At 75.5% G+C, this 21,516-nt stretch carries 16 protein-coding genes and 1 pseudogene; 10 read left to right on the top strand and 7 right to left on the bottom strand.

Annotated elements, in window-relative coordinates; all coding sequences use genetic code 11:
* Positions 1-25: 25 nt before the first annotated feature.
* A complete protein-coding gene (locus AB0L29_RS25140) occupies positions 26-220 on the bottom strand; it encodes a hypothetical protein (protein WP_365830015.1) in 195 nt (64 codons plus the stop codon).
* A gap of 310 nt (positions 221-530) precedes the next feature.
* On the opposite strand from AB0L29_RS25140, the gene AB0L29_RS25135 reads away from it, so the two are divergent.
* From AB0L29_RS25135 to AB0L29_RS25125, 3 genes and pseudogenes are all read left to right on the top strand, one after another.
* Positions 531-923 carry an ankyrin repeat domain-containing protein gene (locus AB0L29_RS25135; protein WP_365830014.1) on the top strand — a complete coding sequence of 131 codons (393 nt, stop codon included), beginning with the start codon at positions 531-533 and terminating at the stop codon, positions 921-923.
* A gap of 300 nt (positions 924-1,223) precedes the next feature.
* On the top strand, positions 1,224-2,642 hold the full coding sequence (locus AB0L29_RS25130) for a HEAT repeat domain-containing protein (RefSeq protein ID WP_365830013.1): 1,419 nt from the start codon (positions 1,224-1,226) through the stop codon (positions 2,640-2,642).
* 183 nt (positions 2,643-2,825) lie between these two features.
* Positions 2,826-3,710, top strand: a pseudogene (locus AB0L29_RS25125) (hypothetical protein).
* Positions 3,711-3,769: 59 nt separating this feature from the next.
* Here AB0L29_RS25125 and AB0L29_RS25120 read toward each other — a convergent pair.
* The 5 genes from AB0L29_RS25120 to AB0L29_RS25100 are packed head-to-tail and all read right to left on the bottom strand — an operon-like array spanning position 3,770 to position 7,847.
* Positions 3,770-4,639 carry a biotin-dependent carboxyltransferase family protein gene (locus AB0L29_RS25120; RefSeq protein WP_365830012.1) on the bottom strand — a complete coding sequence of 290 codons (870 nt, stop codon included), beginning with the start codon at positions 4,637-4,639 and terminating at the stop codon, positions 3,770-3,772.
* Positions 4,636-5,262: an allophanate hydrolase subunit 1 gene (locus AB0L29_RS25115; RefSeq protein ID WP_365830010.1), complete on the bottom strand. Its 627-nt coding sequence runs from the start codon at positions 5,260-5,262 to the stop codon at positions 4,636-4,638. Before AB0L29_RS25115 ends, AB0L29_RS25120 begins: the two co-directional genes overlap by 4 nt.
* Positions 5,259-6,017 carry a 5-oxoprolinase subunit PxpA gene (locus tag AB0L29_RS25110; RefSeq protein WP_365830009.1) on the bottom strand — a complete coding sequence of 253 codons (759 nt, stop codon included), beginning with the start codon at positions 6,015-6,017 and terminating at the stop codon, positions 5,259-5,261. Before AB0L29_RS25110 ends, AB0L29_RS25115 begins: the two co-directional genes overlap by 4 nt.
* Positions 6,018-6,036: 19 nt before the next feature.
* On the bottom strand, positions 6,037-6,549 hold the full coding sequence (locus AB0L29_RS25105) for a DUF1445 domain-containing protein (RefSeq protein WP_365830008.1): 513 nt from the start codon (positions 6,547-6,549) through the stop codon (positions 6,037-6,039).
* Positions 6,546-7,847: an MFS transporter gene (locus tag AB0L29_RS25100; protein WP_365830007.1), complete on the bottom strand. Its 1,302-nt coding sequence runs from the start codon at positions 7,845-7,847 to the stop codon at positions 6,546-6,548. The genes AB0L29_RS25105 and AB0L29_RS25100 overlap by 4 nt, the downstream gene beginning before the upstream one ends.
* 181 nt (positions 7,848-8,028) lie before the next feature.
* Here AB0L29_RS25100 and AB0L29_RS25095 point away from each other — a divergent pair, with 181 nt between their 5' ends.
* The 4 genes from AB0L29_RS25095 (at position 8,029) to AB0L29_RS25080 (ending at position 16,079) form a co-directional block, all read left to right on the top strand.
* Positions 8,029-8,724: a GntR family transcriptional regulator gene (locus AB0L29_RS25095; protein WP_365830006.1), complete on the top strand. Its 696-nt coding sequence runs from the start codon at positions 8,029-8,031 to the stop codon at positions 8,722-8,724.
* A gap of 102 nt (positions 8,725-8,826) precedes the next feature.
* Positions 8,827-10,353, top strand: a complete 1,527-nt coding sequence (locus AB0L29_RS25090; RefSeq protein ID WP_365830005.1) for a hypothetical protein — start codon at positions 8,827-8,829, stop codon at positions 10,351-10,353.
* Between the two features lie 139 nt (positions 10,354-10,492).
* Positions 10,493-11,374 (top strand): hypothetical protein, encoded by an 882-nt coding sequence (locus AB0L29_RS25085; RefSeq protein ID WP_365830004.1) that lies wholly within the window; start codon positions 10,493-10,495, stop codon positions 11,372-11,374.
* A 70-nt stretch (positions 11,375-11,444) separates the two neighbouring features.
* Positions 11,445-16,079, top strand: a complete 4,635-nt coding sequence (locus AB0L29_RS25080; RefSeq protein ID WP_365830003.1) for a hypothetical protein — start codon at positions 11,445-11,447, stop codon at positions 16,077-16,079.
* Between the two features lie 198 nt (positions 16,080-16,277).
* Here AB0L29_RS25080 and AB0L29_RS25075 read toward each other — a convergent pair whose 3' ends face one another.
* Entirely contained in the window at positions 16,278-16,919 is a 642-nt protein-coding gene (locus tag AB0L29_RS25075; protein ID WP_365830002.1) for a hypothetical protein, read from the bottom strand.
* Between the two features lie 419 nt (positions 16,920-17,338).
* Here AB0L29_RS25075 and AB0L29_RS25070 point away from each other — a divergent pair, with 419 nt between their 5' ends.
* Genes AB0L29_RS25070 through AB0L29_RS25060 form a run of 3 tightly spaced genes read left to right on the top strand, consistent with a single transcriptional unit; the run spans position 17,339 to position 21,081 of the window.
* On the top strand, positions 17,339-20,245 hold the full coding sequence (locus tag AB0L29_RS25070; RefSeq protein WP_365830001.1) for a nitrate- and nitrite sensing domain-containing protein: 2,907 nt from the start codon (positions 17,339-17,341) through the stop codon (positions 20,243-20,245).
* Positions 20,242-20,676, top strand: coding sequence for a roadblock/LC7 domain-containing protein (locus AB0L29_RS25065; protein ID WP_365830000.1), 435 nt, complete (start codon positions 20,242-20,244; stop codon positions 20,674-20,676). Before AB0L29_RS25070 ends, AB0L29_RS25065 begins: the two co-directional genes overlap by 4 nt.
* A 9-nt stretch (positions 20,677-20,685) precedes the next feature.
* Positions 20,686-21,081 (top strand): DUF742 domain-containing protein, encoded by a 396-nt coding sequence (locus AB0L29_RS25060; protein ID WP_365829999.1) that lies wholly within the window; start codon positions 20,686-20,688, stop codon positions 21,079-21,081.
* The last annotated feature ends 435 nt before the right edge of the window (positions 21,082-21,516 follow it).

Here is a 21,516-nt window from a genome sequence, read left to right as displayed (position 1 = left end):
GGCGGGTGGGGCGTCGGCAGGGGACTCAGAACTTGATGCCGCCGAGGAAGCTCGCCAGGCTCTCGCCGCCTGCCTTGATGCTCGGCGCGAGGGCCGTGCTCGCCAGGTAGAAGCCGAACAGGACCGAGACGATCGCGTGGGAGGCCTTGAGGCCGTCCTTGCGGAAGAAGAGGAAGACGATGATGCCGAGCAGGACCACGCCTGAGATGGAGAGGATCATGGGGTTCTCCTGGTTCGCGGGGGACAGTCACCATGAGTACTTCCAGGCTCACAGCATGTATCTATACGATAAAAGGTGCAAATGAGGGAATTCAGTCTGATTTCCCACGGACGGTGGTGCGGTCCTCGATCCCGGCGGGCCGGGCGCTTGCGTCCGGCCCCGTGTGCGGTGATCTTTACCTCGGGCACATCGGGTCATGTGCCGCGCGAGCCAGTACGCTGGCGGTTCACCCGTACGGCCGCACCCCTCGCGGGCGTACGCCCCGACATCCCCACCGTTGACGTGTTCGTAGTGAGAGGCGGTCCGGCCGATGACCGAAGCCCCCGACCCCGAGGTCGTGGAGCTGGCGACCAAGATCTTCGATCTGGCCCGGCGGGGCCGGACCGAGGAACTCGTGGCGTACGTCGACGCGGGCGTCCCGGCGAACCTCACCAACGACCGCGGCGACTCGCTCGTGATGCTCGCCGCCTACCACGGCCACGCCGACGCGGTGCGCGCGCTGCTCGCCCGCGGTGCCGAGGCCGACCGGATCAACGACCGGGGCCAGACCCCGCTCGCCGGGGCGGTCTTCAAGGGGGAGACGGAAGTGATCAGGGCGCTCCTGGAGGGCGGCGCCGACCCGTCCGCGGGCACGCCCTCGGCGGTCGACACGGCGCGCATGTTCGGCCGGACGGAACTGCTCGAACTGTTCGGCGAGCACTGAGCCGAACGTTCTGACCTGGAAAAACACGGACAACGGGGGAGGCGGTACGAGGCCGCCGAAATTTCGGTCGCGGCAGGTCGAAGTGCCGGGTCATCATGACGTCGTGGTTCACGGACGTGATGGTTGGGCAGGTGTTGCCGCACCGCGCGGGCCGTGACTCGGCCCGCGAGGGCCACCGACGAGAGGCAGAGGAAGATGGTCTACAGCAAGCAGGAAACGGCGGGCGCCCCGACGTGTTGTCACGCGGCCAGGTAAGGCACGTCCCCGGTTGCGTCGACGCTTGATGTGAGGCTGTTTCCCATGTTCGATCCGGTCATAGCGCCCAGCGGTACGCTGCTCGGCCTGCTCCAGCGGGGTCGCGGCGACGGCACGCTGCACGCGCTCACCGCCCCGCGCGCCGAAGCGCTCGCGGCACTCGACCACTGCGTGCTGCGCGACCCCCGCCACGACTGGCAGGTGGAGAACCGCTCCCTCTACTACGCCCGCCTGTACCTCGATCTGAACGGCGAACTGGACGCGATCGAGGCCCACCTCTTCGACGCCGAGGACGTCCTCGACACCGACGAGTCACGCACCGGACTCGCCCTCGCCGTCCTCGGCCACCTCGCCTCCTACGGCAGGCGGGACGCCCTCGGACTGCTGCGCAGGTACGCCGCCCACGGCTCCAACTGGGCCTGGGCCCTGGACGAACTCGCCTTGCGGGACGACGACGCCGGCCTGCGCGCCCTGGCCGCGCCGGTGCTCGCCCGCTTCGCCACCGACGCCGAGGGCGAGGCCGAACTGGCCGCCGCCGTCCGCGACGCCTTCGAACCACGGCCCTGGCGGTTGTGGGCGGACGATCCGCGCACGTCGATCGCCGCCCGGGTGCGCGCCGCGCAGGAGGCCGGCAGCTTCGACCGCTGGCAGCGGCAGATGCGACCGTCCGGACCCCGCCCGGGCTGGAGCGTGCGGGCCGTCCTCGAATGGGCCCAGCAAGGCCTCGAACGCGGCGCCGCCCTGCACGTCCCGGCCGCCCGCTGCCTCACCGCCGTGGCGGGCCCCGAGGACCGGGCCGAGATCGTCCAGGCCGCCGAGGACGGCACCGAGGGAGCCCGGTGCACCGCCCTGCGGTACCTCGCCGACCGCGACGATCCCGACGCCCTCGACCTGATCGAGGGCGCCGTGGCCACCGGTACGACGGTCGTCGTGGAGGCCGCCGTCGACGCCTTCGAACGCATGCGCGGTGTCGCCGCCGTCGACCGGGCGCGCGGCTGGGCCCGCCGCCCCGACGCCCTCGGGGCCGCCGCCGGACGCGTCCTGGCCTGCCGGGGCGGAGCACAGGACCGCGAACCGGTCCTCGCCGCCCTGCGGGAGGCGGTACGGGGCGAGGGCCCCGACGCCCCGACCCTGTGGACCCTGGTCGACGGCGCCGGACGGCTCGGCATCGCCTGTGCCGCCCCCGTGCTGCGCCACGTCTACCGCGAGACCGCCTCCTCCCAGCTGCGCGGCCGGGCCGCCCGCGCCCTGGCCGCCACCGACCCCTCCTTCCCCACCGGCTTCGCCGTCGAGTGCCTCTGGGACTGCGAGGAGACCACCCGCGAACTCGCCGCCCGGCACGCCGAGACCGGCGACGCCCGCGTGGTCGAGCGGCTGCGCCGGCTCGCCGCCGATCCCGCCGAGGAGGCCGAGGTCCAGACCGCCGTACGCAGCCGGATCGGTCCCGAGGAGACCTCCGTCTGACCGCACGGTCCCGGCCCCGGTGCGCAACCGCGCCGACCGGGTGAACGAGAGGCGACCCGCGGGGCGGGCGGGCGTGGACGCCGCCTGACCCGCGCGGGTGCGCGGCGCAACGCTCACGGGACGTTCCCCGCCCGGAAAGATCCACGTCGGCGCGGGCGCCTCCGACGCGGCGGCACCACCGGCATGCGCGTCGTCATCGTGACCGGATCCTTTCCCCCGACGTGAACGGCGTGGCCCACCGCGCGCTCCGGACCGCCCGGCACCCCGCCGACCGCGATCACGTCCCCGTCGTCGCCCCCGCCCCGGCTCCCGGCAGCGAGACCGGCACCCGCACGCCGTGCCCGGTCGTCCACGTTCCCCTCCCGCTCCCGGGCCACCCTCAGGTCCCCTCTCTCCCGCTCCCGGGCCATCCCCAGGCCCGCGTCGCCCTGCCCAGCAGGTGCCTGGCCGCGACACTCGCCCCCAAGGGCCAGGCCCCGAGGGCGAGCTGACCGTCGGCTACGTCGGCCGGCTCGCCCCCGAGAAGCGGGCCGGGCTCCTCGCCGGTGCGTGCGGCCTGCCCGGTGTCCGTGTCGTGGCCTCCGGCGACGGGCCCAGCCGGCCCGGCTCGGTCCGGCGCAGGCGCTGCCGGGCGCGGTGCACCTGCACGCCCGCGGGGGCGACCGGATCACCGACCGCGCCCTGTGGAGCGTGGACCGGCTGCACCCCGGTGAGCGCGGGCACCGGCAACTGGCCCGCGCTTCCACGCGTTGCCGGCGGAGCACGGCCTCCGGCGGGGCCGGCGCCCTCGCCCGGGCCGGAGCCCCCGGCCCGGGCGGCGGGCCTGCGGTGGCCGGCCGCCGCAGGCACCGGCTGGGGGCCCGGCGCCGCACCGACCCGCTGCCGCAGCTCCTGACACGCGCCGCCGACGAGCTGCGTCACCGCGCGCGGGGCACGGGCGCCCGGCTCGACGTGCGGGCGCACACCGCGGTGCCGGCGGCACCGCCGGCGGGGGAGCGGCGGCCGTCCGTGGGGGAGCGGCGGCCGGAGCCCGCACGGGCCGAGTCCGCGGCGGTGACGTACGGCTGAACGGGCGCGGGGGACGTCCGGGCCGCGGCCGACGCGCGGCCGAGGACGGATGCGGGGCGTCAGCGGCGGCGTACGGGCACGAACCGCACCGGCGTGCCCGGCACGGCCTGCGCCGCGGCGGGGAGGTCGGCGGTGCGGACCACCGCGATCACCGGATAGCCACCGGTGGTCGGGTGGTCGGCCAGGAACACCACGGGCCCGCCGTCCGGCGGGACCTGGACCGCGCCCAGCACCATGCCCTCGCTGGGCAGCTCGTCCGGGCGGGCCCGCTCCAGGGCCGGCCCGGTGGTGCGCAGGCCGATGCGGTTGCTCGAGGGGGAGACCTCGTACGCCCGTGAGGTGAACGCGCGCACGGCCTCCGGCGTGAACCAGTCGTCGCGCGGGCCGAGCGTCACGCGCAGGACGAGCTCGGCCGGGGGCGCCGGCTGCGGGGCGGCGTCCACGCGCGCGTGGGGCTCCCGCGGGGTGCCCAGCGGCAGGACGGCGCCGTCCGTGAGGGGCGGCGGGCCGAGGCCGGACAGCAGGTCGGTCGAGCGGCTGCCGAGGACCGGCTCGACCAGGATGCCCCCGGAGACGGCCAGGTAGCCGCGGACGCCGGTCGTGGCCGGTCCCACGTCCAGCAGCGCGCCCGCGGGCACGTACACCGGCGCTCCCCAGCCGACCGGGCGTCCGTCCACCGTGACCCGGCAGGGCGCTCCCCCGACCGCCACGGTGACCGCGGAACGGGGCCGCACCGCGCAGCCGGTGAGGGTCGTCTCCAGCACGGCCGCCTCCGGGGGATTGCCGACCAGCCGGTTCACCAGCGCCGCCGCGGGCCCGTCCAGCGCTCCGGAGCGGGGCACGCCGAGGTGGGCGTGCCCGGGGCGCCCCCGGTCCTGCACCGTGGTCAGGGCCCCGGCGCGTACGACGGCGAGCGCGCGGTCGGTCATGACGCCTCCGGGGCGTCCACCGGGACGAAGCGCACACGCGTGCCCGGTGACAGCAGGGCGGCCGGGACGCGCGCGTGGTCCCACAGGACGACGCGCGTCGTGCCGATCAGCTGCCAGCCGCCCGGCGACGAGCGCGGGTACACGCCCGTGTACGGGCCCGCCAGCGCCACCGACCCGGCGGGGACGGCCGTGCGCGGGGTGGCCCGGCGCGGGACGTCGTAGCGCGGCGGCAGCCCGGTGAGGTAGCCGAAACCGGGCGCGAACCCGCAGAAGGCCACACGGAACTCGGTCGCGGAGTGGATACGGGCCACCTCCCGCTCGGGCACGCCCCAGTGGGCGGCGACGTCGGCCAGGTCGGGGCCGTCGTAGCGCACCGGGATCTCGGCCACCTCACCCGTGCGCGGGGGAGCGGGCGGCACCTCGGCGGCCGCCAGGTCGCGGGCCGCGCGGGCCGGATCGGCCAGGCCGTCGAGGAGGACCGTGCGGGCCGCGGGCACGATCTCGCGCACCGGCAGCTCGCCCCGGGCGCGGCGCCGCAGCAGCTCCGCGTGCAGCGCCTGGGCCTCGTCGCCCGAGGAGACCTCGACGAGCAGGGCGTCCTCGCCGACCCGCAGGACTCTCATGCGAAGGCCTCCACCCGGACCCCCGCGGACTCCAGCCGCGCCCGGACGCGGCGGGCCAGGTCCACCGCGCCCGGCGTGTCGCCGTGCAGGCACAGGGAACGCGCGCGCACCCCGATGCGCGTCCCGGAGTGGGAGGTGACCTCGCCGGAGCGGGCCAGGTCCACCGAGCGCTCCACGACGGCCTCCGGGTCGCTGATCACGGCGTCCTGCCGGGAGCGCGGCACGAGCGTGCCCGCGTCGGTGTACGCCCGGTCCGCGAACGCCTCCGTGACGACCGGCAGCCCGGCCCGGCCGGCCCGCTCCAGCAGGCGCGAGCCCGGCAGGCCGAGCACCGGCAGGGCGCGGTCCGCCAGGAGGACGCCGTCGACGACCGCGCCGGCCTGCTCCTCGTCGTGCACGACCCGGTTGTAGAGCGCGCCGTGCGGCTTGACGTACGCCACGCGCGCGCCCGCCGCGCGGGCGAAGACCTCCAGGGCGCCGATCTGGTAGGCCACCTCGGCCGCCAGCTCGGCGGGCGGCACGTCCATCGCGCGCCGCCCGAAGCCGGCCAGGTCCCGGTAGGAGACCTGGGCGCCGATCCGCACCCCGCGCGCGGCCGCCAGCTCGCACACCCGCCGCATGGTGACCGCGTCCCCGGCGTGGAAGCCGCAGGCCACGTTGGCGCTGGTGACGACGGACAGCAGACCCTCGTCGTCGGTGAGCCGCCAGCGGCCGAAGCCCTCGCCGAGGTCGGCGTTCAGATCGATCGACGTCATGACTCCATGGTGCTTCCTGTCAGGCCACGCGGTCCTGCTCTTCGCGGGCGTCGGTGGGGGACATCCGGCCCGGGGCGCGGGCGGGGGCGAACGGCGGGCGGGAGACCGTCACCGCCGCCCGCGGGGCCGCTCCGCAGGTCCGGAACACCGGGATGCCGTCCGGGACCGTGTCCGCCGGGCCGCCGCGCCGGTACGCGCGCACGTCCGCCGGCCCGCCGTTCCCCCGCACCCGGCGGTGCGGCGGACCGGTGCGCAGGCCGGCACCGTCCGCGAACACCGTCGTGCGGGAACCGGCGTCGGTGACGTCGAGGACGGGGCAGGGCTTGGGGTTGCGCTGGCAGAACAGCAGCATGTCGTACGCCCAGTCGGCGGGCACCGAGATCAGGTTGGCCTGGGTGCGGCCCGCCGCGACCCCGGCGGTGGGGCCCGTCAGCCCTTCCCGGAAGCGGGCGCGCGCGGTGTGCGGGCTCCACGCGTGCGCCTGCGGGGCGACGGCCGTCACCGGGCGGTCCCCGGTGCGGGCGCGGCTCACGTCAGCTCCTTCCCACGCGTCTCCGGCAGCCCGAGCAGCGCCAGCGCCGCCAGGCCGTAGCCGACCGCGCCGAAGACCAGGGCGCCGCCCACGCCCCAGCTGTCGGCCAGGAAACCGACCGTCGTGGGGAAGACGGCGCCCACGGCGCGCCCGGTGTTGTACGTGAAGCCCTGCCCGGTGCCGCGCACCGCCGTCGGGTACAGCTCGCTCAGGAAGGACCCGAAGCCGCTGAAGATCGCCGACATGCAGAACCCGAGCGGGAAACCGAGCACCAGGAGCAGGCCGTCGGCGCCGCTCGGGATGTTCGCGTACGCCAGGATGCACAGCGCCGACAGCAGGGCGAACAGCCAGATGTTGCGCCGGCGGCCGAGCCGGTCGGTGAGGTAGCCGCCGGTCAGGTAGCCGACGAAGGCTCCCGAGATCAGGAACGCCAGGTAGCCGCCGGTGCCGACGACCGACAGGCCGCGCTCGGTCTTCAGGTACGTCGGCACCCAGGTGGCGAGCGTGTAGTAGCCGCCCTGGACGCCGGTGGAGAGCAGCACGGCGAGGACCGTGATGCGCAGCAGACCGGGCTTGAAGATCGCCGCGAACGAGCCCTTGTGGGGGCTCCTCTCCCGCGCGGCGACCGCCTCCGGCGCGTCGTGCACACTGCGCCGCACCCACACCACCAGCAGCGCGGGCAGCGCGCCGGTCCAGAACATGATGCGCCAGGCCAGGTCGTCGTCCACCAGGGAGAAGACCAGCGTGTACACGATCGCGGCCAGCGCCCAGCCCACCGCCCAGGAGCTCTGGACCGCGCCGAGGGTGCGGCCCCGGTGCCCGGCGCTCGCGTACTCGGCGACCAGGATCGCGCCGACCGCCCACTCGCCGCCGAAGCCGAGGCCCTGCAGGGCCCGGAAGACCAGCAGCGTCTCGTAGTCGGGCGCGAAACCGCAGGCCACCGTGAAGACCGCGTACGTGATCACCGTCAGCATCAGCGCCTTGACCCGGCCGATCCGGTCCGCGAGCACGCCCGCGAGGGCGCCGCCGATCGCCGAGACCACCAGGGTGACCGTCGTGAACAGGCCGGTCTGGCCGCTGTCCAGGCCGAAGTACGCGGCGAGCGCCACCATGCTCAGCGGCAGCGTGAAGTAGTCGTAGGAGTCCAGGGCGTAGCCGCCGAACGCGCCGGCGAAGGCGCGGCGGCCGCGCGGCCCCAGGGCGCGCAGCCAGCCCAGCGCCCCGTCGCCGGCGGGGTCTTCGGCCGCCGCGGGAGGCGCGGCCTCGGTGCGGGCCTGCGGTGGAGGGGGCGTGCTCATGGGCACCTCGCAGAAGGAGGACGGAGGGTGCTGGAGGACTGAGCCGTGCCGTGCGCAGTGGTCCGGCGCCGTGGTGCGAAGGCGGCGCCATGGAGGGCACTGGAAGCACCGTAGAGGATTGTTCAACGATCCCTCAATACTCATGTTGGTTCGTTCTGGTGATCTGCGCTTGAATTCCGGCATGGCAGAGCAGCTGACGTCCCTCGCCGGCGACCGGGCCCTCCTCGGGCGCACCAGCACCGCCGAGCGGGTCGCGGACATCCTCAGGAGCCGCATCTCCGAGGGGTACTTCCCGCCCGGGACGCGCCTGCCGGAGGACGGCATCGGCGGCGCGCTCGGCGTCTCCCGCAACACCCTGCGCGAGGCCTTCCGGCTGCTCACGCACGAACGCCTGCTGGTCCACGAACTGAACCGGGGCGTCTTCGTCCGGGTCCTGACCGTCGAGGACGTCGAGGACATCTACCGCACCCGCCGCCTCGTCGAGTGCGCCGTCGTGCGCGGCCTCGGCGAGCCGCCGTACGGCCTCGACGCGCTCGCACGGGCCGTGGCGCAGGGGCGGCGGGCGGCGGACGAGGGCGACTGGAAGACGGTGGGCACGGCCAACATCCACTTCCACCGGGAGCTCGTGGCCCTCGCCGGCAGCGAGCGCACCGACGAGCTGATGCGCAGCGTCTTCGCCGAACTGCGCCTCGCCTTCCACGTCGTGGACGAGCCGCGCAGGCTCCACGAGCCGTACATCGCCCGGAACGTCGGCATACTAGAGGCCCTTCGGGCCGGGGACCGGGACGAGGCCGAGAGCCTGCTCGCCGGCTACCTCGAGGACTCGCTGCGGCGGGTCGTCGAGGTGTACCGGCGGCGGGTCGGGGAGGACGGCTAGGCAGCACGCCGGAGCGGCGCGCCGCCGGTGCGACGGCCGGGACGCGAGGACGCCCCTGCGCCGTTTGGGTCGTTGTCAGACCGAGGACCTAGTCTGTGCACCGTGACTTCGCCTGCATCGACGGACAGTGTTCCGCCCCAGCTCAGCGCGGGGACGCGCCCTGCCCAGGGGCCGGCCGCCGACGAGGGACTGGCGCGGCGGCTGCGCGCGCTCGCCTGCACCGCGCCGCTGCACGACCTCGACGCGCGCAAGGCCAACCTCGCCGGTGAGTACTCGGTGTACGGCATGGCGGAGATCGCCCTCGCGGCCATCGACCTCGTCACCCTCAACATGGACTTCGACACGGGCGCGGAGCACGACCAGGTGGTCGCCCGCCTGATCCCGCGCATCGCCGCCCAGGCCCCGCGGCGGCCCGCCGCCGAGCACGAGCGGGTGGCCCGCTGGGTCCTGGAGAACCTGATCAACGTCGGCAGCGTCGACCGCGGCTTCCGCGCGGTGTACGGCACGTTCGGGCCGGACGGCACCTACGTGCGCCGCGACTACGACTTCAAGCTGATAGAGGAGGTCCCCGGCCCCGGCGGCACGGTCTACCTGCGCACGACGGACGAGGCGGTCAACGTCCTCGTCGGCGCCCTCGACACCGATGTCACCAGCGCCCAGATCGCCGCCGAGGTCAAGCTGGAGGTGCTGATCAGCCGCGGCCGGCTCGCCGACGCGCAGCTCGCGGCCGAGCAGGCCCGGTACCGGACCGTGCAGTACTCCGAGTCGCTGCGCAAGGCGCTGGAGGCGACCCGGCGCAACGTGCGCGCGGTGGACTGGCTCAACGCCGTGCCCGACATGATCGCCGAGGCCCTGGACCACGTCGCCGACCGCTACCGCCACGAGAACGCGATCCTCACCAACATCCGCAAGGCCCGCGACGAGTCCGAGGACCCCGGGCACAAGCGCCGCGCCGCCGAGCTGGTCGACATCGTCAAGGACTGCATCCGCCGCCACACCCAGCTGCAGTCCCGGCTGCTGGAGGCCGGACCGCTCTTCCGCGCCGAGCAGGACCGGCAGGCCTTCGCCACACCCGCGGGCATCTCGGGCCTGGACCTGTACGGCCAGCTCCTCTCGCCCGTCCTGCCGCTGCCGCTGGAGCGGGCGGTCCGCGTCACCGACGCGTTCTTCGCGCGCGGCACGGGGCTGCGCGCGCCGGTGTCCGTCCGGGTCGGCGACCTCGTCGACATACTGCTGACCCCGCCCGCGGAGCGCGAGCACCTGGGCGCCGAGATGCCGGAGCCCGACCTGATCGCCACGCCGGACGACAGCCGGTTCAGCGAGGAGCAGCTGGCCGCGGCGATGGAGCTGCTCGACCTGCCGGCCGACGCGCCGCGCCGGCTGTCGGGGCTGTTGGCGGACGCGCGCACGCAGGACCCCGACCTGCCCTACCTGGTGGCCCTGCTGGCCATCCACGCGGCCAGTCCGCCGGTCGGCACGGCCTACCGGCAGGGCGAGCGGAAGCTGCTGTTCGCCGTGGACGACGGGACCGAGCTGGACGATCCCGAGTTCGGCGGGGCCGACCTCATCGTGGGGACGGCTCTGCTGGACGCGGCGGGCATGGCGGCGGACAGGACGGAAGCCGCATGAGAGCCCCGCGGGCGTCCGGGGCCGTCCGTGACCGCGGTCCGCGGACGGCCGGGCGCGCCCACCCGGCGCGACCGCACACGCCACAGCCCCGCGTCCCCCAGCCAGTCGCCGTCTTTTCCCGACCCGAGGAGTTCCAGCCGTGAGCGAGCACGTCGAGTGGCGCGAGCCGGAGGCCCCCGCCGCGTCGGTGTCCGCCGCCGTCACCCCCGCCGACGCCGCCGACGCGGCGCGGCTCGTCGCCTTCGGGCTGCAGCCCAAGCTGCAGCCCGCCCGTGACCAGGAGTACGCGGACCTGCTGCGCCGGTACCGCGAGGACCCGGCCTTCGCGCGGCTCGCCGACGCCGTGGCCACCGGTCTCGGCCTGATCGTGCTGGAGGTGTCCCCGCGCGCGGGCATGGCCGTGACCGCCGCCGAGGACTCCGTCTTCGCCGTGCGCATGGGGGACTACGCGCGTCGCGCGTCCGCCGAGTCCACCGACCGGTTCCTGCACGGGCTCGCCCACCTCGCCGTCGCCGCCCTGGCGTTCCCGCGTCCCGAGGACCTCGCCGACGACGGCTACATCGGGCGCGTCACGGTCAACGGCGTCGACGCCTTCGTGCGGCAGGCCTGCCGCCGCCTGGAGGAACGGGCCGCCGAGCAGGGCGAGAACACCGACCCGGCCACCGACGCGCCCGGCCTGGAGGCCGCCTGGCGCATCTGGGCCAGACGCAGCGCCACCGGCGCCACCAAGGACGCCCGCCGCCCGGCGGGTTCGACCACCGGCATCGTCGCCAAGGCCGTCGCCTTCCTCACCGACTCCGGATTCCTCCAGCGCACCGGCGACGACAACGGCGGCACGTACCGCACCACCGCCCGCTACCAGCTCCAGGTGCGCGACATGGCCGGCAGCGCCGCGATGGCCGAGCTGCTGGAGCTGGGCATCGTCCCGGTCGGCGACGGCACGCCGACGCTGCTGCCCGCCGACGACACCGACGACCTGGAGCTGGTGGCCGACGCGGGCCTGCCGTTCCACACCTCCTGACACACCTGCCCCACCCACCCCGACACCCTTCCGAACCCCCTTCCCTGCCGAAGACTTACGAGAGTCCGCCATGTACGAGCTGTCCCGGGTCCGCCTCTACTCCATCGGTCCCGCCGGTGCGCGCTACGCCGACACCGTGCTGGACCTGCGGGGCGTGGGCGAGCCGGTGCCCGACCCCGCGCCCACACAGGCGGAGTTCTTCGAGGAGGAGCCCGTCGGGCCGCCGCGCCGCCCCGCGCCCGCCGGCGTGCTCTTCCTGGAGAACGGCGGCGGCAAGTCGGTGCTGCTCAAACTGATCTTCTCCGTGATGCTGCCCGGCCACCGCAACACCCTGGGCGGCGCCAGCTCGGGCGTGCTGCGCAAGTTCCTGCTCGCCGACGACTGCGGGCACGTGGCCCTGGAGTGGCAGCACGTGCAGACCGGCGAGTGCGTGGTCGTCGGCAAGGTCAGCGAGTGGCGCGGACGGCAGGTCTCCAACGACCCGCGGAAGTTCGCCGAGGCCTGGTACTCCTTCCGGCCCGGCCCGGGCCTCAGCCTCGACAGCCTGCCCGTCGCCGAGTCCACCACCGTACGGCCGCCCGCCGAGGGCCAGTCGGGCGCCCGGGGACGGCGCCGCACCATGAAGGGCTTCCGGGACGCCCTCACCGAGGCGGGCAAGACCTACCCGCACCTGGAGGTGCACTGGGAGGAGATCCACGAGCGCTGGACCGAGCACCTCGGCGAGCTCGGCCTCGACCCCGAACTCTTCCGCTACCAGCGCGAGATGAACGCCGACGAGGGCGAGGCCGCCGGCCTCTTCGCGGTCAAGAAGGACGCCGACTTCACCGACCTGCTGCTGCGCGCCGTCACCGACACCCGCGACACCGACGGACTCGCCGACCTGGTCGGCGGCTTCGGCAGCAAGCTGGGCCGGCGCGCCGAGCTGATCGCCGAACGGGACTTCACCGCCGGGTCGGTGGACCTGCTGGGCCGGATCGTGGAGGCCGCCGGGGCCCGCACCCGCGCGCGCGACATCCACACCGCCGCGGAACGCCGTACGCGGACCCTGGCGCGCAGGCTCTCCGCGCGCGGCGTGCGCGAACGCGCCCGCGCCGCCGATCTCGCCCAGCGCGTCACCACCGCCGCGCACGCCGTCACCCACGCCGAGACGGCACGGGAGCGCAGCGCCCTGATCACCGCCGAACTCGCCTACCGGCACGCCTCCCTGGCGCTCGCGGCGGCCGAGAAGGCCGCCGCCGCGCAGAAGCGCGAGCTGGCCGACGCGCGCACCCTGTACTCCGCCTGGCAGGCCGCCGAGGCCGTCCTGCGCCACCGTGCCGCCGCCGACCGGGTCGCGCGCGTCTCCGCGGCGATCCGGGAGGCGGAGCGCGACGCGGCCCCCGCACTGGCCGCCCGGGCCAAGGCCGCCGTCGACCTCGTGCGCGCCCTGCACGCGGCCGCCGAGGACGCCGAGCACCACGCCAACGAGGAGGAGGAGCGCTCCGCTGCCCTGCAGGACGTCAGCGACCACGCCTACCGGGACTCCACCGCCGCCGCCACACAGGCCCAGCGGGCCCGCAGCGAGGCCGAGCACCTGCGCCAGCGCCTCGCCGAGGTCGAGCAGGAGACCGCCGAGGCGGTGCGCGCCGGCTGGCTCGACGACAGCGCGCCCGACGCCGACCCGGCCCGTGCGGCCCTCGCCGCCAGCGACGCGGAGAAGACGGCCGTCGCGGCCTGGGACCAGGCCCGCGAGGCCGCCCGCCGGGCCACGGAGCACGCGCGCGAGGCGGCCGCCGCCGAGACCCGCGCGGAACTGACCGCCGCCCGAGCGGCGGACGCGGCCACGGCGGCGGAGCGCGCCCACGAGGCGGAGCGCCGCACCGCCGAGGCGCTGGCGGGGGAGGAACGACTGGCGGAGCTGCTGGGCCTGACCTCCGACGCGCACACGGCCGTTCCGCGGCCCCGCCCCGCCGCGGACGGCGAGGCGGCCGGCCGGTCCCGGTCCGACGGGCAGGCACTGAGCGCCGAGGAGCTCGACCGCTTCGCCGACGACCTGCGCGGCCTGCTCGACGACACCGTCTCCGCCGCCGAGCGCCAGCTGTTCGAGCTGCGCACGGCCGCCGCCGACGACGCCCGGATCCTGGGCGCCCTCGGTGACGGCGGACTGCTGCCGCCCGGCCCGGACGTGCTGGCCACCGTCGAGTTCCTCGGCGAGCACGGCATCCCCGCCCTGCCCGGCTGGCGCTACCTCGCGCAGGCCGTCGACCCCGCCGACCACGCGCGCGTGCTGGCCGCCCGGCCCGAGCTGGTCGACGGCGTGATCATCACCGACCCGGACTCGCACGCGCGGGCCCGGGAGGCCCTGAGCGAGGCCGCGCTGCTGCCCCGCTCCGCCGTCGCCGTCGGCACGGCCGCCGCCCTGCTCGCGCCGACCCCGGCCCCGGACGCGGACACCGGGGACGTCTTCCTCGTGCCGCCGAACCCGGCCATGCACGACGAGCACGCCGCCGACGAGGAACGGCACGCGCTGCGGGCCCGGGCGACCGAGCGGGACGAGGAGATCCGCCGGCTCGCCGCGCGGCTCGGCAAGGACCGCGAGCTGGCGGCCCGGCTCGCCTCCTGGCGCACCGGCTGCCCCGCCGGCCGGCTCGCCGAACTGGCGCGGGCCGCGCAGGACGCGCGCGCGTTCGCCGAGGAGGCCGAGGCCGAGCTGGCCGAGGCGCGGACCGCGCGGGCCGAGGCCGAGGAGGCCGCCGCCGAGGCCGTGCGGGTGCGGGACGAGCGGCAGGAGAGCGCGCAGAAGGCCCGGCGCGCCGCCGACGCCCTCGCCGGACTCGCGTTCCGGCTGCGCGAGCGCGCCGGCTGGCAGGCCAGGCTGCGCGAACTGGCCGACGAGGCGGCCGAGGCCGAGGCCCGCGCCCAGGCCTGCCTGGAACGGGCCCGCGCCGCCGACGAGGACCGGCGTGCCGCCCAGCGCGCCGCCGACGACGCCCGCCGTACCGCGCGGGCGCTGCGCGCCGAGCGCTCCGAGATCGCGGGCGCCCCCGACGACGTACCGGAGGACGGCGCCCAGGCCTCGAAGGCCTCGCTGCCCGCCCTGCGTGAGGCCTACCGGGCCGCCTCCCAGGTGTACGAGAAGGTCGGCGTCGGCGCCGACCTGCGCGCCGAGCAGGCCCGTGCGGAGAGCGACGAGAGCGCGGCGCGCGCGGAGCTGGACCGGCTGAGCAACAAGGTCCGGACCCGGGCCGAGCAGCTGCTCCAGTCGCCCGACGGGGCCGACGGGCCCTCCCGGCAGGCGGCCGCCGCGCGCGCCGAGGAGCTGGTGCAGCTCCTGGAGACCCGGATGTCCAGCGCGAGCGAGCAGCTCGGGCGGCTGCGCGGCGAGGCCGAGCGGCACGCGCCCGAGGACGGCGAGGCGCACACCGAGCTCCCTGCGGAACTGGTACCGCGCGACGCCGAGCACGCGCAGGCGCTGCTGCGCACGGCGACGGCCGAACTCGCCTCCCGCACCGAGGCGCTGGCCCAGGCCCGGGAGGCGCACGCCGGGCTGCTGGAGGCCCACCGGGCCGCCGAGGACGCGGCCGGCGGCTTCGACGAGATCGCCGCGATGCTCCGCGACCTGCTGCGCGAGCACACCGTCGAGGAGGAGCAGGACGAGCCCGAGCCGTACCCGGGCACCCTGGAGGAGGCCCGGCAGTCCGCCGCCGAGACCCGCCGGTCGCTGCGCGGCTGCGCCACCGATCTGTCCGCCGCCGAGGCCGCCGTGCGCGAGGCCTGCGACGTCCTCGTCCGGCACGCCAACTCCACGCGCTACGAGCAGGTCCGCACCCCCGCGCGGCAGCAGATCCGCGAGCTGCCCGCCTCCGCGCTGCCCGAGCACGCCCAGCGGTGGGCGGACGCCTTCGCCCCCCGGCTCCGCGTCCTCACCGACGAGCTGGAGCAGCTGGAGCGCAACCGCGACTCGATCGTGGACCGGCTGCGCGGCCTGGTCGAATCGGCCCTCGCCACGCTCCGCTCCGCCCAGCGGCTGTCCCGGCTGCCCGAAGGGCTCGGCGAATGGTCCGGGCAGGAGTTCCTGCGGATCCGCTTCGAGGAACCCGACCCGGCCACGCTCACCGAGCGGCTCGGCGAGGTCGTCGACGAGGCGACCCGCGCGGCCGTCAGGAAGAACTCCGACCTGCGGCGGGACGGCATGTCCCTGCTGCTGCGCGGCGTCGCGGCGGCACTGCAGCCCAAGGGCGTCGCCGTCGAGATCCTCAAGCCGGACGCCGTGCTGCGCGCCGAGCGGGTGCCCGTCGGCCAGATGGGAGACGTGTTCTCCGGCGGTCAGCTGCTCACCGCGGCCATCGCCCTGTACTGCACGATGGCCGCACTGCGCAGCAACGACCGGGGCCGGGACAGGTACCGGCACGCCGGCACGCTCTTCCTGGACAACCCCATCGGCCGCGCCAACGCCACGTACCTGCTGGAGCTCCAGCGGGCCGTCGCCGACGCGCTCGGCGTGCAACTGCTCTACACGACCGGTCTGTTCGACACCACGGCCCTCGCCGAGTTCCCCCTGGTGATCCGGTTGCGCAACGACGCCGACCTCAGGGCCGGGCTGAAGTACATCCGGGTGGAGGAGCACCTCCGGCCGGGACTGCCCCAGCAGAGCGCGGCCCAGGAGGCGGTGCACAGCGAGATCACGGCGACGCGGATGTTCAAACGGCCCGCGCCGACCGCCTGAGGGGAGGCGAGGCGCTTTCCCCCGGCAGGCCCGGCGCTTGTCGTACCGCGGAGCCGTCCTCGGCTTGTTCCGGTGGCCCCGCGGTCACACCGAACGGCACGAGGCCGTGGCGGGACGAGGGACCTGCGGGGTGGCGTGGAAGACGCCCGCTTCCCCGGGCCCCCGGCCACCCGTGGGCCCGGGGAAGCGGGCGGGCCCTCAGGAGTGCGACAACTGCCCCGCTCCGCCCCGCCGGCGTATACGGGTCTGTGTCCGCTCGGCGGCTCGCGCCCGGCGACGGGCCCGGCGCCGCTCGCGCCGCAGGGCCCGCGCCGTGCTGCTCGGCGTCGACACCACGCCGTTGCGCTGGTTCCAGACCTGACGCGTCACCCACACGTCGAGCGCGCCCCAGGTGGCCACCACCGTGCTGACCACGCTGCTGATCACCATGGGGAAGGCCAGCCAGGAGCCGGCCATCGCGCACAGGAAGGCCACCATGGCCTGAATCAGCGTCACGGCGATGATGAGCACCGCCCGCACGGCCGCCGTCCGCACCGGATCCGGCAGCCGGCGCCGCCGTGCCGGCTCCTCGATCCACAGCGGCCGGTGGCGGGGCTCCTCGTGCGCTCCGCCGTCCTCACCGGCTCGCGCCCCGCCGCCAACCGCCGCTGCGGTCTCGTGAACGGCCCTCCGCGTCCCGGCCGTCTCCCCGCCGTCCGCGGCCGCACGAGTGTCCCGCCCGTTCGCCCTCCCGCGTCCGGCTGCCGGAACGCCGGGGTCCGGGGCCTCGGCGCCCCGCTGCGCTCCCACCCGCGCCGCCGTGCCGTCCCGGGGCGCCCTGCGCCGCTCCGCCGTGTCCATCACCGTGTCACTCCCCACCGCCAGCAGACCGATCGCCCGCGTCCGTAGACCCGGCTCCCCAGCGGCTGCCCGGCTTGCGCTGTTTTACGCCGCCCAGGGGCGAGACGCGGCTCCTGTGGCCGATTCCGCCCCCGTTTCCCGTGAAGAAGGACGAACGGCGCACCGCAAAGATTCCCGCTGAGGGAAAAATTTCAGCCAACAGGGCAACGCTGCCGGGAGGTTGGCCGGTGGGTCCGCCGCCCGATTCCGGGAGGCGATCTCCCGCAATACCCGGACAACTCACCATGCCTCGTGCCCGGCGCGGAGGTTCGAATTCCGGACGGGTCTTCGAGATAACCGCGCGTCGGTAGTAGGCTCGCGCCGTTTGTTGATGCACATGTGTACCCCCTGTCGGTCGGGGGGCCGAGCTGGGGGAGGCCATGCGCTTTCGCGGGAAGTCCATCCGCCGGAAGATCGTGGCGCTGCTCCTCGTGCCGCTGGTGTCCCTGACCGGGATCTGGGCCTTCGCCACGGTGCTGACGGGACGTGAGGTGGCCCACCTCTGGCACGTGACGTCCTTGGTGGAGAAGATCGGTTACCCCGTCGAGGACGTCGCCCGCGCGTTGCAGCAGGAACGGCGCCAGACGCTCGTGTACCTCGCCGACCCCCGCGCATCGGAGGCGCTGTCCGCGCTGCGCGCCACCCGGGCCGCCACCGACGACGCGATCGCCGAGATCCAGGGGAACGCGAAGAGCCCCGACATCCGCGAGGGAGTGGACGAGGACGACGGGGAGCACCTCACCGCGGCCCTGGACGCCCTGCGGGGCATCGACGAACTGCGGCGCAGCGTCGAGGACGGCTCCCTCACCCGGGCCCAGGCCCTCGACCTGTACAACCGGCTCATCGACCCGTGCTACGTCCTGCTCGCCTCCCTCGACGGCGTCGACAGCGTCGAGATGGACAAGCAGAACCGTGCCCTCGTCAACCTGGCCCGAGCCCGCGAACTGCTCGCCCGCGAGGACGCCCTGCTCGGTTCCGCCCTCGTGGTCGGCGAACTCTCCCGCGACGAGGTCCGGGACATCTCCTACCTCGTTGCCCAGCGCAACCTGCTCTACGACGTCAGCCTGCCGGTCCTGCCGCCGGCGGAGCGCGAGCGCTACACCCGCTTCTGGAAGGGCGCCACCACCGCCCCCCTGCGCGTGGAGGAACAGGCCGTCATCGCCTCCGTCGGCTCCGAGCCCCCGCGCACGGTGACCGCCCGGAGCTGGGACGCCGCCGCCGAGAGCGTGCTGGGCGACCTGGTCACGCTCAACGACCAGGCGACCGACCGCTACCAGGACCGGGTCCGCCCGGTCGCGATGTCCGTCATCACCAAGGCCGTCGTCGCCGGTCTGCTCGGTCTGCTCACCGTGCTGTTCTCCCTCTTCCTGTCCGTGCGCATCGGCCGCACCCTCATCCGCGACCTGCGGCAGCTGCGCCTGGAGGCCCACGAGGCGTCCGGTGTGCGGCTGCCCAGCGTGATGCGCCGCCTGTCGGCGGGCGAACAGGTCGACGTCGAGACCGAGGTCCCGCGCCTGGAGTATGACAAGAACGAGATCGGCGAGGTCGGCCAGGCCCTCAACACCCTGCAGCGCGCCGCCGTCGAAGCCGCCGTCAAACAGGCTGAACTGCGCGCCGGCGTCTCGGAGGTCTTCGTCAACCTCGCCCGCCGCAGCCAGGTCCTGCTGCACAAGCAGCTCACCCTGCTCGACGCCATGGAACGCCGGACCGAGGACACCGAGGAACTCGCCGACCTGTTCCGCCTGGACCACCTGACCACCCGCATGCGCCGGCACGCCGAGGGCCTGGTGATCCTCTCCGGCGCCGCGCCCTCCCGCCAGTGGCGCAAACCCGTCCAGCTCATGGACGTCGTGCGCGCCGCGGTCGCCGAGGTCGAGGACTACGAGCGCATCGAGGTCCGCCGTCTGCCCCGCATCGCCGTCACCGGACCGGCGGTCGCCGACCTCACCCACCTCGTGGCCGAACTCCTGGAGAACGCCACGGTGTTCTCCCCGCCGCACACCGCCGTGCAGGTCCTGGGCGAGCGCGTCGCCAACGGCTTCACCCTGGAGATCCACGACCGGGGCCTCGGCATGACGGCCGAGGCGCTGCTGGACGCGAACCTCCGGCTCGCCGAGACACCCGAGTTCGAGCTGACCGACACCGACCGGCTCGGACTGTTCGTCGTCAGCCGCCTCGCCCAGCGGCAGAACGTCCGGGTCTCCCTGCAGCCCTCCCCGTACGGCGGCACCACCGCCGTCGTCCTCATCCCCGACGCGCTGCTCACGGACGACGCGCCGGACACCAACGGCATCGGTTTCCGCCTCGACCGACCCCGGCCCACCAAGGAGAGCGGGTCGGCCGACAGCCGCCGTGCGGCGCTCTCGCAGGTGCCCGTGGCGCTGCCCGGCCTGCCCGCCCCACTCCTCGACGGGCCGGTCGAACTGGAGGCTCCGGTCGACCTGGACGCCCTCGGCGACTTCTCCGACGAGCTGGAGGACGGTGCGGACGGCGGCCTGTTCCGCCCCCGCCGGCCCCGCACCCGTGCCCAGGACGGCGCCCCCAGGCACCGCCAGCCGCACCAGCGCCCCTCCGACGCCCAAGGCGCACCGGACGGGGCCGACCCGGAGGACCAGGTGAGCGCGCCGGTACCGCTGCCGCGCCGCCGCACCCCCAAGCTGGTCAGCTCGCACGGCCGCCCGGTCACCCGGCAGCGCCCCCGGCGCGAGAGGACGGACGGACGGGCGGACGGAAGGACGGACGGGGAGGCCGCCACGGACGGTGGCCGCCCGCAGCCGGAGGCCGCGCCGCCGCAGGCCGCACCGTCGCTCCCGGTCCGCGGCGACGCCGAGTCCGCCCGCGGGCGGCTCGGCGGCCGGACCGGGCCGGAATCCCCGGCCCCGCAACCCTCCCGCCGTCGCGGCGGGCAGCCCGTGAGCGGCCGCGGCGGGCCGGAGGGCCCCGCCTCCCCCGGGAGCGCCCGTGAGGACGGAGCGATCGCGTCGAGCGGCCCGCGGGAACCCGGCTCACGTCCCGGAGAAGGCCCGGCACCGCAGGAGCCCGCCTCCGGTACCGCGCCGCTGCCCCGGCGCGTACGGCAGGCCAGCCTCGCCCCGCAGCTCAAGCGGGGCCCCGGCCGGCTCACCGGGGAGCGGGCCGAGCCCGACGAGCGGGACGCCGAGGAAGTGCGCAGCCGCATGGCCTCCCTCCAGCGGGGCTGGCAGCGCGGCCGCGCGGAGAACGCCGCGGGCGACGACGCCCACAGCGGCACAGCACCACAAGGAACGACTAAGGGGGACGGTCGATGACCGCACCGAAGGCGACCGGCCACACCGCAACCGACAACAGGGAGCTGAACTGGCTCCTGGACGACCTGGTGGACCGCGTCGCGAGCATCCGCAAGGCCCTCGTGCTCTCCGGGGACGGCCTGCCGACGGGAGTGTCCAAGGACCTGACCCGGGAGGACAGCGAGCACCTGGCCGCCGTCGCCTCGGGGTTCCACAGCCTCGCCAAGGGCGTCGGACGCCACTTCGAGGCCGGCAGCGTCCGGCAGACGGTCGTCGAACTCGACGACGCCTTCCTGTTCGTGACGGCCGCGGGCGACGGCAGCTGCCTCGCCGTCCTGTCGGACGCCGACTCCGACGTCGGCCAGGTCGCCTACGAGATGACCCTCCTCGTGAAGCGGGTCGGCGTGCACCTGGGCACGGCTCCGCGCACCGATCTGCCCCAGGGCGGGTAGTGGGATGGCATGAGCGCTGACGGTCAGGGAAGAAGCCACTGGTTCGACGACGAGGCCGGGCCGGTCGTCCGTCCGTACGCCATGACGCGTGGCCGCACCACCAGCGCGGGCCAGCACCGCCTCGACCTGATCGCGGTGGTCGTCACGGAACCCCACGCGGACGATCCGGAAGCGGACCCCACGCTGTCCCCGGAGCACGTGGACATCGTCGAGCTGTGCCGCGACACCCCGCAGTCGGTCGCCGAACTCGCCGCCGAACTCGACCTGCCGATCGGGGTGGTGCGGGTCCTCGTCGGAGACCTCGTCGACGCGGAATGGGTCCACGTGAACCGGCCCGTGCCCCCGGCCGAGCTGCCGGACGAGAGTATTCTGCGCGACGTGATCAACGGCCTCCGAGCGCTGTGAGCGGCGTGGAAGCGGGGTACTGACGTGACAGGCCGGCGGTTCCGGGCCGATCGGGGCGGCACGCTCCGTGACGTCGTCGTGCCGCGCCCGGACGGCCGGCCGGGCACGCACGGGCCCCTGCCGGGCCGCCCTCCGGCTCCCCGCCGGCCCCGGCGGCCGCGCAGCGCGGGGACCCCCGCCTCCGAGGCCGCGGCGGCGGGCCCGCGCGTCCTCCCGGACGGCTCCCGCGCCCGCGCCGGGACAGCCCGGGCCCCTTCGCCCGCCGCACCGGGCCGCCGGAGCCGCCCCGCGTCCGGGCCGTCCGGGCCGCCTGGCGTCCCGTCGCCGGCCACCGCGCGGGGCGCCCCCGTCCTCCACGCCCTCGCCGGGTCCCCCCGGCATGCCCACGACGACGTCCTCGTCGACACGACCCCCGGCGGCGGAGGATACGGCCCG

Origin of the sequence: Streptomyces sp. NPDC052701, assembly GCF_040678355.1 — a bacterium.
Taxonomy (GTDB): Bacteria; Actinomycetota; Actinomycetes; order Streptomycetales; family Streptomycetaceae; genus Streptomyces.
This window is presented reverse-complemented; position numbering and strand designations above follow the sequence as displayed.